Source organism: Pedobacter flavus (assembly GCF_036324285.1).
GTDB lineage: Bacteria > Bacteroidota > Bacteroidia > Sphingobacteriales > Sphingobacteriaceae > Pedobacter > Pedobacter flavus.
On the sequence record NZ_JAZDQU010000001.1, the window covers coordinates 83,029 to 96,985 of the forward strand.

At 32.7% G+C, this 13,957-nt stretch carries 14 protein-coding genes; 7 read left to right on the forward strand and 7 right to left on the reverse strand.

Annotated elements, in window-relative coordinates; translation table 11 throughout:
- Positions 1–30 precede the first annotated feature (30 nt).
- The gene (locus VRU49_RS00370; protein WP_330144783.1) at positions 31–585 is read left to right on the forward strand and encodes a C40 family peptidase; all 555 of its coding nucleotides are present in this window, start codon (positions 31–33) and stop codon (positions 583–585) included.
- Between the two features lie 19 nt (positions 586–604).
- Here the strand turns inward: VRU49_RS00370 and VRU49_RS00375 are convergent, their stop codons facing one another.
- Complete coding sequence (locus tag VRU49_RS00375; protein ID WP_330144784.1) at positions 605–1,492, reverse strand: flavin reductase family protein; 888 nt, start codon at positions 1,490–1,492, stop codon at positions 605–607.
- Positions 1,493–1,496: 4 nt separating this feature from the next.
- Positions 1,497–2,498, reverse strand: a complete 1,002-nt coding sequence (locus VRU49_RS00380; protein ID WP_330144785.1) for a fumarylacetoacetate hydrolase family protein — start codon at positions 2,496–2,498, stop codon at positions 1,497–1,499.
- A gap of 246 nt (positions 2,499–2,744) precedes the next feature.
- Between VRU49_RS00380 and VRU49_RS00385 the strand changes: the two genes are divergently transcribed.
- Both VRU49_RS00385 and hppD read left to right on the forward strand, forming a co-directional pair.
- Positions 2,745–3,911 carry a homogentisate 1,2-dioxygenase gene (locus VRU49_RS00385; protein WP_330144786.1) on the forward strand — a complete coding sequence of 389 codons (1,167 nt, stop codon included), beginning with the start codon at positions 2,745–2,747 and terminating at the stop codon, positions 3,909–3,911.
- A gap of 47 nt (positions 3,912–3,958) precedes the next feature.
- Entirely contained in the window at positions 3,959–5,089 is a 1,131-nt protein-coding gene (gene hppD / locus VRU49_RS00390) for a 4-hydroxyphenylpyruvate dioxygenase (RefSeq protein WP_330144787.1), read from the forward strand.
- Positions 5,090–5,310: 221 nt separating this feature from the next.
- Here the strand turns inward: hppD and VRU49_RS00395 are convergent, their stop codons facing one another.
- Positions 5,311–6,093, reverse strand: coding sequence for a glycerophosphodiester phosphodiesterase (locus VRU49_RS00395; protein WP_330144788.1), 783 nt, complete (start codon positions 6,091–6,093; stop codon positions 5,311–5,313).
- A 142-nt stretch (positions 6,094–6,235) separates the two neighbouring features.
- On the opposite strand from VRU49_RS00395, the gene VRU49_RS00400 reads away from it, so the two are divergent.
- Entirely contained in the window at positions 6,236–7,168 is a 933-nt protein-coding gene (locus tag VRU49_RS00400) for a YihY/virulence factor BrkB family protein (RefSeq protein ID WP_330144789.1), read from the forward strand.
- Positions 7,169–7,234: 66 nt separating this feature from the next.
- On the opposite strand, the gene VRU49_RS00405 is transcribed toward VRU49_RS00400, so the two are convergent.
- Both VRU49_RS00405 and VRU49_RS00410 read right to left on the reverse strand, forming a co-directional pair.
- On the reverse strand, positions 7,235–7,837 hold the full coding sequence (locus tag VRU49_RS00405) for a porin family protein (RefSeq protein ID WP_330144790.1): 603 nt from the start codon (positions 7,835–7,837) through the stop codon (positions 7,235–7,237).
- Positions 7,837–8,697 (reverse strand): BadF/BadG/BcrA/BcrD ATPase family protein, encoded by an 861-nt coding sequence (locus tag VRU49_RS00410; RefSeq protein ID WP_330144791.1) that lies wholly within the window; start codon positions 8,695–8,697, stop codon positions 7,837–7,839. The genes VRU49_RS00405 and VRU49_RS00410 overlap by 1 nt, the downstream gene beginning before the upstream one ends.
- A gap of 234 nt (positions 8,698–8,931) precedes the next feature.
- Between VRU49_RS00410 and VRU49_RS00415 the strand changes: the two genes are divergently transcribed.
- Genes VRU49_RS00415 through VRU49_RS00425 form a run of 3 tightly spaced genes read left to right on the forward strand, consistent with a single transcriptional unit; the run spans position 8,932 to position 12,046 of the window.
- Positions 8,932–9,963 carry a threonine aldolase family protein gene (locus tag VRU49_RS00415; protein WP_330144792.1) on the forward strand — a complete coding sequence of 344 codons (1,032 nt, stop codon included), beginning with the start codon at positions 8,932–8,934 and terminating at the stop codon, positions 9,961–9,963.
- 3 nt (positions 9,964–9,966) lie between these two features.
- Positions 9,967–11,457 carry an acetyl-CoA carboxylase biotin carboxylase subunit gene (accC, locus tag VRU49_RS00420; RefSeq protein ID WP_330144793.1) on the forward strand — a complete coding sequence of 497 codons (1,491 nt, stop codon included), beginning with the start codon at positions 9,967–9,969 and terminating at the stop codon, positions 11,455–11,457.
- Positions 11,458–11,461: 4 nt separating this feature from the next.
- Complete coding sequence (locus tag VRU49_RS00425) at positions 11,462–12,046, forward strand: riboflavin synthase (RefSeq protein WP_330144794.1); 585 nt, start codon at positions 11,462–11,464, stop codon at positions 12,044–12,046.
- On the opposite strand, the gene VRU49_RS00430 is transcribed toward VRU49_RS00425, so the two are convergent.
- Both VRU49_RS00430 and VRU49_RS00435 read right to left on the reverse strand, forming a co-directional pair.
- A complete protein-coding gene (locus VRU49_RS00430) occupies positions 12,043–13,206 on the reverse strand; it encodes a tetratricopeptide repeat protein (protein WP_330144795.1) in 1,164 nt (387 codons plus the stop codon). The genes VRU49_RS00425 and VRU49_RS00430 overlap by 4 nt on opposite strands.
- A gap of 42 nt (positions 13,207–13,248) precedes the next feature.
- Positions 13,249–13,938, reverse strand: a complete 690-nt coding sequence (locus VRU49_RS00435) for an NUDIX hydrolase (protein ID WP_330144796.1) — start codon at positions 13,936–13,938, stop codon at positions 13,249–13,251.
- Between the last annotated feature and the right edge of the window lie 19 nt (positions 13,939–13,957).

Sequence of the window (13,957 nt, forward strand, 5' to 3'; positions counted from 1 at the left end):
AATTTTTAAATGGTATATTTATAAAATATTATGAATAAACTATTTCTAATTATAATCTGCTTATTCCTTATTTCTAAAGCTAGTAATGCACAGCAATCTTTGCCAGTATTATATGGCGACAGAATGCAAGAATTAATGGATAAAATTAGACCTAAAGAAGAAGCGCCTAAAGCAAAAGCTAAGCCCGAATCTTTATCTACAAGCCTATTAAAATACGCAAAAACCTTAGTTGGCGTCCCTTATAAATATGCATCAAATAATCCAAAAATTGGATTTGACTGCTCTGGGTTTGTAAATTATGTATTTAAAAAAATAGGCGTAAATGTACCTAGATCATCTGCCGCATTTAAATACGCCGGCACGCCAACCAAATTAAGTAAAGTAAAAGCGGGCGACTTATTATTATTTACTGGCAGCAATGCTAATAATAGGCAGATTGGCCACGTAGGGATTGTTTACAAAGTAACCAATAAAGGAATAAAATTTATTCACGCATCTTCTACTCGATCAAAAGGAGTAGTTATATCCGATTTAGATGCACATTATAAAAAGAGATTTATGCAAGGAGTGAGCATTTTAGAGTAATGCTCACTCAATACTTTTTTTAGAGAAACACAATCTTTAATGCCTCTTCAAATTTTCCTTCGCTTAAATATTTCTTAGCTAATAAATGTAGTTCTATAATTCTGGTATGTTCGTCGCCAATTGTGGCATCCAATATAGACCTCACCTCTTTATCGTTGAGGATTTGCTGGCACGATTCTTCATCAGGAATAACTTCCGAATTACCTAACATACCTAAATCATTTCCTGTTAAAACAGTAGAATTTCTAACATGAAGAGGTAAAGCATCCACACCAATACCTAAAGTTGTTAATGGCTTTGGAACTTTAAATAAATTCTCTTTTGTTACCCTACAATACCAATCGCCACCTAACCTAGCCACCAAATCAATCTTCGCTTGGTCAATTTTACCATCACCATCTAAAATAGACTCTTGGATATGAATTCTTTTTATTTCAGCGATAATTAGGTTACCTGCGCCGTGTTTATCGCCCATTGGTAAAACCTGATTAACAACACATTCAAACTGAACGGGTGCTTCTGCTACACGAGGAGGTCTTACAACTTCCGAAGCTTGCATAGTAAAACCAGATTTATCGAATTCATTAATACCTTTACCATACTCGGTACTGGCTAAACTCATTTGTTGAACCATATTGTAATTCACAATATTAATTACGCATTCCGGCACCTCTAATACATTTTCTAAGGAATGTTTAGTTGTATTATCTCTCACTCTTCTTGCTGGTGAGAAAACACAAATCGGTGGATTTGTACTAAACATATTAAAAAAACTAAATGGGCTTAAATTTATATTCCCATTTGAGTCTATAGTTGAGGCAAAACAAATTGGCCTAGGCGCTACAGCATATTGCAAATAATTCTGAAGTTGAACTGGCGTTAAATCTTCGGTATTTAGCGTAAGCATAAGATTATAAATTCTTTTTAATTTTCAGTAGAGAGAAATTACTATCTTCTTTTACGATAATATTACTTAAATGCCCAAGGCCAGTGATTTCCATTTCCACAACATCGCCTAGTTGTAACCATTGAGGTTTAAAATTAGGGTCATTTAATAATCCCGTTCCGTTTAATTCCAAGAAACAACCGGTCCCTACAGTTCCTGAACCAATAACATCACCTGGAAGAATATCTACACCATAAGAGCATCTTTCAATAATTTCTGCGAAAGTCCAATCCATATCCGCCATATTACCATAAGAAACCTCTACTCCATTTACTCTACAACGCATTTGAAGGTCATAAGAATTACCAACGTGGCCTTCCTTAGCTGCAACTTTATAAGGTTCTAATTCATCGGGTGTAACCATCCAAGGACCAATTACTGTACTAAAATCTTTTCCTTTTGCTGGACCTAAATTCAGCAACATCTCCTCCATCTGCAACGTTCTAGCACTCATATCATTCATAATCATGTAGCCTGCGATATAATTATCTGCCTCATCAGCATAAATATTTCTACCTTTTTTACCGATTACCACTGCCACTTCTAACTCAAAATCTAACTTCTCTAAATGATCTGGCATACATAAAATTTCGCCTGGTCCTTGAACTGCATTATGGTTAGTAAAATAAAAAATTGGATACTGATCAAACTCAGCTATCATTTCTACCTTTCTATTTCTTCTTGCCGCTTCAACATGTTGTCTAAATGCATATCCATCTCTACAACTAGTTGGATGAGGAACAGGAGCCATTAATTCATAAAAGACCTCTTCCTTTGGTGTCAACTCTCCATTTTTAATTTGCTCGTTAATAACCTTTGCTCTATTCATAAACTCATCACCTCCCTCAAGGAAGCTAATCATATTATCTGGCAAAAGTTTATCGCAAGTATTTAAGTTATAAATATGGTTGTTTACAAAAATTCCTAAGTGTTCTTTACCTTCGGTTTTATACGTAACTAGTTTCATGTTGATGGTTTTATAAATTAATTTGGTAAAACTAATAAAAATTAGTTTTTAAGACGATTAAATACTAACTTAGCCATAGAATATGATGCAACGATTAAAAATATCAAAAGGTATTTTGGCTAATGAAAAGCTGGCCGACTTCCATTCTGCATTAATTTCGAGTCTAGTAATGGCTCAATATTCTATTTAGCGCAGCCTAATTGCGATTTATTTCGCTATCTATATACTAACTAAAAAAATTATTTTATGCCACTTTACCATACCTTAGGGAGTATACCTCCTAAAAGACATACGGTTTTTAGAAAACCAAACGGCGAATTATATGCTGAAGAACTTGTATCAACGGAAGGTTTTTCGAGCTTATACTCTTTAGTTTATCATTGCCATCCTCCAACCATTGTTAAGGAGTTAGGGGAACCTTATTCTGTAGAACCTAAAATTGCACTTGAAAAACACCTTAGACATACTAGTTTATTGGGTTTTAAAGTTGCACCGCAAGACGATTATTTAGAAAGTCGAAAACCTATGTTGGTAAATAGTGATTTACATATTTCACTAGCAGCTCCAAGAAAATCTATGACTGATTATTTTTATAAAAATAGTCAGGCAGACGAAGTAATATTTATACATGAAGGAACAGGTACTTTAAAAACAGGTTTTGGAAAAATCGATTTTAAATACGGAGATTATTTGGTAATACCACGCGGAACCATTTACCAAATGCATTTCAATGACAGTAATAATCGATTATTTATTACTGAGAGCTTTAGCCCAATTCGTACGCCAAAAAGATATAGAAACGAATACGGTCAACTTGCAGAACATGCTCCTTTCTGTGAACGCGATATTAGAAAGCCAGAGAACTTAGAAACGGTTGACCAAATTGGCGATTTTAAAGTTCTAATAAAAAAACAAGGCTTAATCTATCCATACATTTATGGAACTCATCCATTTGATTTTATTGGTTGGGATGGATTTCATTATCCTTATGCTCTATCGATACACGATTTTGAGCCAATTACAGGTAGATTACATCAACCACCTCCTGTTCATCAAACTTTCGAAGGTCATAACTTTGTGATTTGTTCGTTTGTACCTCGCAAATACGATTATCATCCATTAGCAATACCTGCACCATACAATCATAGTAATGTAGATAGTGATGAGGTTTTATACTATGTTGATGGCGATTTCATGAGCAGAAAAAGTGTTGAAAAAGGTCAGATCACCTTACATCCAGGAGGAATTCCGCATGGTCCGCACCCAGGTACCGTAGAAAAATCTATTGGAAAAGAATCAACAGAAGAATTAGCGGTTATGATAGATCCTTTTAGACCATTAATGCTAACACAAGATGCATTAGATATTGAAGATCCAAGCTATCATAAAAGCTGGCAAATTAACGTTGAATAATTAGAGAAAAATTAGAGTTATTAACAATAATATAAATATAAATACACATGGAATCATTAACTTTTGCTGAGAAAATCGCCAAAGCACAAGATTTTTTACCTATTAACGGTACCGATTATATCGAACTTTATGTAGGAAACGCAAAACAAGCAGCACATTTTTATAAAACCGCTTTTGGTTTTCAAAGTTTAGCTTACGCTGGACCAGAAACTGGAGTTCGCGATCGTGCTTCATATGTTTTACAGCAAGGTAAAATTAGATTAGTACTTACTACTGCATTAAAATCTGATAGCCCAATTTCTGAACATGTTAAAAAACATGGTGATGGAGTTAAAATTTTAGCTCTTTGGGTTGATGATGCCTATAAAGCATACAAAGACACTACAGAAAGAGGTGGAAAATCTTATTTAGAGCCTATTACATTAACAGATGAACATGGTGAAGTAAAAATGTCAGGAATTTACACCTATGGCGAAACTGTACACATGTTTATTGAACGCAAAAATTATAATGGTTTATTTATGCCAGGTTATCGTAAATGGGAAAGCGACTACAACCCGAAAGATGCTGGTTTATTATATATTGACCATTGTGTAGGTAATGTGGGATGGAACAGAATGAATGAAACTGTTAAATGGTATGAAGATGTTATGGGATTTGTAAACATCCTTTCATTCGACGATAAACAAATTAACACAGAATACTCAGCTTTAATGAGTAAAGTAATGAGTAATGGAAATGGTTACTCTAAATTCCCAATTAACGAACCTGCAGAAGGCAAGAAAAAATCTCAAGTTGAAGAATATTTAGAGTTTTATGAAGGCGAAGGTGTTCAACATATTGCAGTTGCTACCAACGACATTGTAAAAACAGTAAAACAACTTAAAGCAAACGGTGTAGAATTTTTAAGTGCTCCTCCAAGTGCTTATTATGAAATGATGCCAGAAAGAGTGGGTGAAATTGATGAAGAAATTGCACCACTAAAAGAGTTAGGTATATTGGTTGATTGTGATGAAGAAGGATATTTATTACAAATCTTCACTAAACCAATTGAAGATAGACCAACTTTATTCTTTGAAATTATCCAACGTAAAGGAGCTCAAAGTTTTGGAGCAGGTAACTTTAAAGCATTATTTGAATCTTTAGAAAGAGAACAAGCTTTAAGAGGAAATTTATAAGCTATAAATTTTAACTAAAAATGCCACGAAATTAATTTTTCGTGGCATTTTTTATGTATTAACAATACCCTAAAGCATAATAGATAATCACAAACACTACAATAGTAGATAAACAACCTCCACCTAGTTTTTTTGCGCCATATCCCGCTATAATTGTTTTAAAAAAGTTATTCATGAGTATGATGTTTAATTTAATAAACTCAAAACTCAATCATAAAGTTTTAATTTTTTATAAGCTTTAATAATAATTCAGGCTCATCCGTAGTAATTAAATCTACTTTTTGATCTAGAAAATATTTTAAATCTTCCTCTAAATTTACCGTCCACACGTTAGACACCAACTTATTCTTTTTAGCCATTTCTATCCAAGTTGGGTTCTTTTTAAATACTGAATGGTGATAATCTAAACCCGACATTTTATCTTTTAATAATTGATCTGGATCTATCTCTCCCTTTAAATATTGAACATGAGCTTTTGGATCTAATTCAATAATTTTTTTCAACATATCGTAATCGAAACTGATATAATCAACCCATTTCTTTGCATTTAAACGCTCAACCATTTTTACTGCAATAGAAGCTAACAGTTGTCCTCTTTCCTTACTTACTACCGAAGGCTTAAGCTCTAAAATCAATTTTGTTTTATTTTGCTTTAATCCTTCCTTTATATATGCCTCTAAAGTTGGTATTTTTTCGCCATTTGGTAATTCTTTCTCTAAAAGCTGGGCATAAGTTGATGTTTCAATTTTAATTCCTAAAAAATCAGCATCATGATTTACTACAGGTATAGAATCTGCTGTTAAATGAACATCAAACTCCGAACCATAGCAATTTAATCTAATAGCTTCCTTTAATGAAGCAATAGAATTTTGCGGCAATGATTTAGTTTTCCATGCACCTCTATGTGCAATTACAAGATTTTTATTCCAGTTTAAAGATTGAGCATTCACACCTAAAGCTACAATAATTAGGAAATTTAGTACTAAAGTAATTTTTTTGAACATTTTTTTATTTTAAAATTATCCTTTTAGTATTATCAAGATATAAAGAAAATATTATTTAAAAACTAATTTTAATAAAATGCAAAACACTGTAAATTAACACATTAATAAATTAATTCCTTATTTATTACTCAATTGCCTATTTTTGAACAAACAATTAATTCTTTGGATGGGTGCGCTCTCAAAAAATTTCAATAATTTCTTTAAAATCGTTCACCGATCTTTTACACTGTATAAAAAGAACGATCCATTAAGGTTAGCAGGTGCAACAGCTTTTTTTGCAAATTTTGCAATACCCCCAATTTTAATCATATTAATTGGGCTATTTGGTATTTTCACTGATAGAAGAACTTTCGTTTCGAACTTATTTGATCGTTTGGGTAACTTATTAGATGAAAGTAGCACTCAGCAAGTAATTCAAACCTTAAAAAATATTAGTGAAATTAAACAAGAATGGTATATAACCTTAATTAGTTTTCTATTCTTCGTATTTGTTGCTACAACTCTATTTAGTATTATAAAAAACTCATTAGATCAAATTTGGAATATTGGTATAGACCCAGATCGAGGATTTTTATTCAGATTAAAATTGAGAGGAATTTCCTTTATAATCATTTTAGTAGTAGGAATTTTATTCTTAATCGGAATTGTGGCCGATAGTTTTCAGGCTTATATTGGCGATTTAATGCGCAATGCACCACATTCTATTGGGCTTATTATAACGTCTGTTATTAACCAATTGATATTTGTAACCATTGTAACTACATGGTTTACTATTCTATTTAGGTATTTAACAAACGGAAGACCATCCTGGAGTGCTTCATTTGTAGGTGGTTTTGTAACAGGATGTTTATTTACTGCTGGAAAATTTATCCTCAGAATCCTTTTACCATTGAGTAAAATTGAAAATGTTTATGGAGCATCGGGCTCTATAATTTTAATTATGCTTTTTGTATTCTATTCTGCCCTAATTTTTTATTTTGGGGGTTGTTTTGTAAAAGAATATAGCATATTCATTAAAAAACCAATTAAACCTATAATTGGAACACATAATTACGAATTAAAGGCTTTAGTATAAACTACCCTAAACTAAAAAAGAGAATAATATAAATTATTCTCTTTTTTTATCATTGTAAAATATTTCTTAGAATTTATAGCCTAACCCAAATTGGAATAAATTTAGTTTAGCATCTGGATAACCTGATTTATTTAATTTGGATAAACCTAATTCATACCTCAAATCAATACTTAAAGATTTAAGATCTAATCCCGTTCCAAATTGCCAAGCCATATTTGCATCCTTTGCATTAAAATTGGTTGAACTCATCCCAATTATACTAGAAGCCACCTGATTAAACTTTTGGTCTTCAGCAATTTTAAATGAGAATAAGGGCCCTGTATTTAAACGTAATCCTACTCCAACTGCACCAATTTTAGTTCCTATTAATAAAGGCACATCCAAACTTTTATAAGTAACCTCATTTAGTTCTTGGGTCTTATTATTCTCTAAGTTGGTTTTTTTAATACTATAAATTAATTCAGGTTGAAAATGTAATCCGGCAACTCCAACCCTTAACCATAATCCTCCATAATAACCAGCTTTATTTTCACTATCTAAAAAATTTTCAGTATTTAATTTAGACAAGTTTAAACCCGCTTTAACGCCAGCTTCTAATTTTGGCAAAATCTGAGCATGCACAGAATAGCCTAAACCAAACAGAAAAAAAAATAGAATAACCCTTTTCATTATGAATTTTTTTGTTGTTGTAAATGATATTCAACTAAATCATCTATAGGTGATCTGATAATCTTACCCACGCCCATTTCATATCTATCAGAAACCACACTTAAAACATCTCTAAAATTATACCCTACAGAGCCAACACAATTTAGTTTATAAGATTTATAGTTTGGATACCTAGTAACTAAATTTTCGAAAAATGCAGTGAATGCCGTATCAACAACTTGCAAAGAATATTCTTCAAAATTTTGTCTATTGTCGTAAATAAACTTACTAAAACTTGCACAAAATCTATTGGGAAGAGGTTTATTATAGATATTATCAAAGATATCTTCATTAGATAAACCGTAAGTATCGAAAAATATTTTTCTTAATTTTTCTGGCATAAAAGCTTTCATATAATCGGCTAAAACACGTTTTCCAATATATGAACCACTTCCTTCATCACCCAAAAAATAACCTAAACTGTCAATATTTAAAGTAATATCTTTTCCATCATAAATACAGGTATTGGTACCTGTTCCTAGAATAGCAGCAAAACCAGATTCGTTACCTAAAAGTGCTCTACAAGAAGCCAATAAATCATGTCCGACAAAAATTTCTGCATTGGTAAACACCTTACCCATTGCCTTTTTTACTATCTGGATATTTGCATCAGTAGAGCAACCTGCTCCGTAATAATAAACTTGAGTTAGTTTATCAGTATCTAAAGTATCTGGTAAAGTTTTATTTAAAGATTCTACTATATAATCTTCCTTACTAAAATAAGGATTATACCCCTCTGTGTTAAAAAGAATTTTTCTTCCAAATTCATTAATTAAACACCAATTTGTCTTGGTAGAACCACCGTCAGCTATGACTATCATGCTTTTAAATTATTTAATCATCTGTTAATTAAGGATTTCAAATTTCACATGTTGTCCCTAAAACACTAAGCTAAATTACATTTGTTTATTAAATATCCAATATTCTTAAAAATAAAAATTATACACCCCTCACCTCAACAATTTTATAAACAATTAAATTACAGTATTTGAACAGTAAAAATTGAGTTTTATACGAGGTTTTTTATAGCTTTACAAGAGTTTTTTTATCTTAAAATGAAAGAAATAGATCTACGAAGCGATACCGTTACCCAGCCCACTAAGGGCATGTTAGATGCCATGTTTAGTGCAAAAGTTGGGGACGATGTATTTGGTGAAGATGAAACCGTTAATGCATTACAAGAAAAACTAGCCAACCTGTTTGGAATGGAAGCCGGATTATTTTGTCCGTCTGGAACCATGACCAACCAAATTGCAATAAAATGTTTCACCAATCCTATGGACGAAGTGATTTGTGACCAAACAGCCCATGTTTATAGATATGAAGGAGGTGGAATTGCCTTTAATTCTTTAGCCTCGGTAAGACTATTAAATGGTTATAGAGGTAAAATTACTGCCGAAATGGTAGAACCAGAAATTAATGCTGATAATATTCATTACCCTTCATCAACTTTAGTTGTACTAGAAAACACCATAAATAAAGGGGGTGGCGCTTGTGTAACCTTAAAAGAAATAGAGCCAATTGCTAATTTATGTAAATCAAAAAATTTAAGCTTACACTTAGATGGGGCTAGAATTTTTAATGCTTTAACCACCACAGGGGATTCTGCAAAGGATTATGGAAAATATTTCGATGGGATTTCGGTTTGTTTAAGCAAAGGATTAGGAACACCTGTTGGTTCAGTTTTATTAGGGAATAAAGCAATGATTAAAAAAGCTGCCAGAATTAGAAAAATTTTAGGTGGAGGCATGCGTCAAGCTGGATTTTTAGCAGCCGCTGGTATTTATGCGCTGGATAATCATATCGACAGGTTAAAAATTGACCACTTACACGCTAATAAACTGGCAGAATGGTTATTACAAACAAATTATGTAAAAAGTGTAATGCCACCAGAATCTAATATTGTTTTATTTGATGTTGACGATAAATTAGCGGCAGAAGATGTTGTTAAATTATTTGCTAAAGCAGGGTTAAAATGTAATACTACTGGTCCAAAAACCATTAGATTTGTAACCCATTTAGACATATCTTCTTCTGACATCGATAAATGTGAAAATATAATAACTAAACTAAACGCTTGGAATTAATTCATGCAAAAAATAAATAAGCTTTTAATAGCAAACAGAGGTGAAATTGCTTTACGTATTATGCGTAGTGCAAAGGAAATGAACATCAAAACAGTAGCTGTATTTTCTGAAGCCGACAGAACATCTTTACATGTAAAATATGCTGATGAGGCAATTTGTGTAGGACCTGCGCCTTCAAATCAAAGCTATTTGGTAATCGATAATATAATAAATGCTGCAAAAACTACAGGAGCTGATGCAATACATCCAGGATATGGATTTTTATCGGAGAATCCTGAATTTGCAACTGCAGTAGAAAACACTGGATTAATTTTAGTAGGGCCAAGTGCAGAAGCTATGCGCATTATGGGAAATAAACTATCGGCAAAAGCAGCAGCATTAGCCTACAATATTCCCATGGTTCCGGGAACAGATACAGCGATAAGCGATATTTCTGAAGCAAAAAAAACAGCCATTAATGTAGGATTCCCTATTCTAATTAAAGCTGCTGCTGGTGGTGGCGGTAAAGGGATGAGAATTGTAAACCAACCAGAAGATTTTGAAGAACAAATGCACTTAGCAGTTAATGAAGCTACTTCGGCGTTTGGAGATGGATCTGTGTTTATAGAACGCTACGTAACTTCACCAAGACATATAGAAATTCAAATTTTAGGTGATAAAAAAGGAAACATAATTCATTTATTTGAAAGAGAATGTTCTATTCAAAGGAGACACCAAAAAGTAGTTGAAGAGGCTCCATCTGCGGTTTTAACTCCAGAAATAAGAGAAAAAATGGGAAAAGCGGCAATTGATGTCGCTAGATCCGTAAATTATACTGGTGCAGGTACAGTAGAATTTATTCTTGACGAAAACCTTAATTTCTTCTTCTTAGAAATGAATACTCGTTTGCAAGTTGAACACCCTGTAACAGAATACATTACAGGTTTAGACTTGGTAAAAGAGCAAATAAGAATTGCCGAAGGTCATGAGATAAGTGTTAAACAAGAAGATTTAAAAATATTAGGTCATTCAATAGAGTTACGTGTTTATGCAGAAGATCCTTCTAATAACTTTTTGCCAGATATAGGAACGCTTCAAACGTATAAATTGCCGTCGGGAAATGGTGTTAGAGTAGATGACGGATTTGAAGAAGGCATGGATATTCCAATTTATTATGATCCAATGATTGCAAAATTAATTACTCATGGCGCCAATAGAGCAGACGCTATTGCGAAAATGAAAAGAGCAATTGAAGATTATAACATTACTGGAATTCAAACTACTTTAGCCTTTGGAAAATTTGTAATGAACCATGAGGCATTCGTTTCAGGTAAATTTGACACACATTTTGTAGGTAAATATTTTAGCCCTGAGGTATTGGTAGAAAAATCTGATGAAGAAGCGTTAATTGCAGCAATTGCTGCTTCATTATTTAAGAACACCCAGAAGAAAACTACGCTTCAAACCGAAACATCAACAACTAATAACTGGAAAAAAAATAGAACTCAATTCTAATAATATGTTTACTGGAATAATTGAAACTTCGGGTATAATTAAAAATATCAGATTGGATGGCACTAATATTCATTATACCATCCAATCTGATATCAGTAACGAGCTAAAAATAGATCAGAGTGTAGCTCATAATGGTGTTTGCTTAACTGTAGTAAATTTATTTGAAAATTGCCACGAAGTAACTGCAATTCAGGAAACTTTAGAGAAAACCAATCTTGCTTCACTGAAAGTTGGTTCATTGGTAAATCTAGAAAGGTGCACCCAGATGAATGGCCGTTTAGATGGACATATTGTGCAAGGCCACGTAGATCAGACAGCAATTTGTATCGCAAAAATTGACCATAATGGCAGTTGGGAATTTACCTTTCAATATAATCCTTCTACCAATAATGTAACTGTAGAAAAAGGATCTATATGTATCAACGGTGTAAGTTTAACAGTAGTAAACTCTGGTGACGACCGCTTTTCAGTATTTATTATCCCCTATACATTTGAACATACAAATTTCAAAGAAATAGAAGTAGGTACTCAAGTAAATCTTGAGTTTGATATCATAGGAAAGTATGTTGCTAAACTCTTAAAACGTTAATCTTTTTTAAGCTCGGACATTCTTTTCTTAACAAATTCAATCTGATTAGAATACTTAATCGTATCGGTTACCTGATTTAGAAAACTTTGATAACTTTTTAATGCTGAATTGCCTTCGCTTAGATAGTAATCTTGTAACAAGCCCAAATTATAAAAGACTGCTGCATAGCTATCTGTTTCCGACAAATGTTCAAATTGTAAAGCTCTTTGATAAGCCTCCAGTGCTTTATCACTTTTAAGCATTGAATTTAAAATAATGCCTTTATATCTGTAATGTCCAATTACACTTTCAGATATTGAGGCAATAATTGCTTTATCTATGGCTGCTAGAGCTTCTTGATTTCTATTTAACCGCATTAAGGACATAGCTTTTAAAGAATAAGTGAAATCTGTTCGCTCCTTTTCATTTATTAATTCAATAACCTCCAAAGACTCTTTAAAATTTTCCTTAGCTAAATATGCTCTGGCTATCATATTTAAATAATTTGCCTCCAAGAGATTTTCCTCTAACAACCTTTTTCCATAATTAATAACTTGATCATAATGTTCTAATTGATAATGAAGGCTCAGCAAGGCACCAACCAAATTTAAATTAGTTGTATCTGCAACATAAGCAAACTTCAAAACGCTTAATGCAGAATCTTTTTGGGAGTTTTCGGAAAGAATAGAAGAATATCCTTTGGCAGCTTCTGGGTCAGTAGGATTTAACGTATATGCCTTATTCCAATATTTCATTTTTCTTCCCAGCGAATCTTGGTCGCCCACTAAACTGGCAGCCGATTTATACACGGAAACATTTAAACTATCGAGCTTAATGTATCTTTCATAATAATTTAGTGCCTGAGGATAAGTCCATTTACGCGCATTAATCCTAGCAAGATTGAGCAAAACACCCTTATCAGTTGAATCAGCAGCTAAAGCTTTAAGAAGATATTGCTCAGCCATTAGATAATTGGTCATAGAATTATATAATGACCCCAACTGAGCTAAAACTTTCTGAGGTTTTTGTGCAGGATATTCATCTTCTATGAGTTTTATAGCCTCAGCATATTGCTGATTTTCATAGAAATACAATAATTTTTGATCATAATTTGACTGTTGTGCAAACAGTGGATGGCTAAAAATGAATAGCCCCACAACAGTTAAAAATAAACACTTCATATCAATTAACTAAATATTTAGTTAAATATAAAAAGATATACTTTAAAAAGAAATTTCTTTGCCAAACAATTTCGTGTACTTACGTTTATCAAACTTATAAAGCGTTGCCGCTCTAAAAGAAACGCCCTTTTGTTTCTCATCAAGATCTTTAAGAATGCCGAAGTTTAGCATTTTCTTCCTAAAATTTCGTTTATCTAATTTTTTACCCAAGACCAACTCATAAACTTGTTGTAATTGAGTTAAAGTGAATTTTTCGGGCAATAATTCAAATGCAATTGGTTGGTGTTTTATCCGACGCTTAATTTTTTCGAGTCCCTTTTCATATATTTTTTGGTGGTCGAAAGCTAATTTTGGAACATCATTTACATTAATCCATTGGGCATTTTTCGCGAAATCACTTACTGGTTTAGGCGTTTTATCGCCAGACAATCTTAATAAAGCATAATAGGCGACAGTTACAACCCTTCCTTGCGGGTGCCGATCAACATCTCCGAAAGCATAATACTGTTCCATATACACCCCTTTTAAGCCAGTTAGCTCATATAAAATACGAGTAGCGCTTTCATCTAAACTCTCATCCTGAGCCACCAAATTACCCGGCAATGCCCACCAATCTTTAAATGGCTCCTCGTTTCTTTCAATTAACAATATTTTCAATTCTCCCCCATCAAATCCAAATAACACACAATCAATAGAGAATACAGAATAAAATTGCGGCAGTGTATTTTTCAAAATAATTTATTTATCAGTT

Coding starts and splice junctions, on each gene's coding strand:
- VRU49_RS00370 (WP_330144783.1), top strand. CDS start 31: ATGAATAAACTATTTCTAATTATAATCTGCTTATTCCTTATTTCTAAA.
- VRU49_RS00375 (WP_330144784.1), bottom strand. CDS start 1,492: ATGCTTACGCTAAATACCGAAGATTTAACGCCAGTTCAACTTCAGAAT.
- VRU49_RS00380 (WP_330144785.1), bottom strand. CDS start 2,498: ATGAAACTAGTTACGTATAAAACCGAAGGTAAAGAACACTTAGGAATT.
- VRU49_RS00385 (WP_330144786.1), top strand. CDS start 2,745: ATGCCACTTTACCATACCTTAGGGAGTATACCTCCTAAAAGACATACG.
- hppD (WP_330144787.1), top strand. CDS start 3,959: ATGGAATCATTAACTTTTGCTGAGAAAATCGCCAAAGCACAAGATTTT.
- VRU49_RS00395 (WP_330144788.1), bottom strand. CDS start 6,093: ATGTTCAAAAAAATTACTTTAGTACTAAATTTCCTAATTATTGTAGCT.
- VRU49_RS00405 (WP_330144790.1), bottom strand. CDS start 7,837: ATGAAAAGGGTTATTCTATTTTTTTTTCTGTTTGGTTTAGGCTATTCT.
- VRU49_RS00410 (WP_330144791.1), bottom strand. CDS start 8,697: ATGATAGTCATAGCTGACGGTGGTTCTACCAAGACAAATTGGTGTTTA.
- VRU49_RS00415 (WP_330144792.1), top strand. CDS start 8,932: ATGAAAGAAATAGATCTACGAAGCGATACCGTTACCCAGCCCACTAAG.
- accC (WP_330144793.1), top strand. CDS start 9,967: ATGCAAAAAATAAATAAGCTTTTAATAGCAAACAGAGGTGAAATTGCT.
- VRU49_RS00425 (WP_330144794.1), top strand. CDS start 11,462: ATGTTTACTGGAATAATTGAAACTTCGGGTATAATTAAAAATATCAGA.
- VRU49_RS00430 (WP_330144795.1), bottom strand. CDS start 13,206: ATGAAGTGTTTATTTTTAACTGTTGTGGGGCTATTCATTTTTAGCCAT.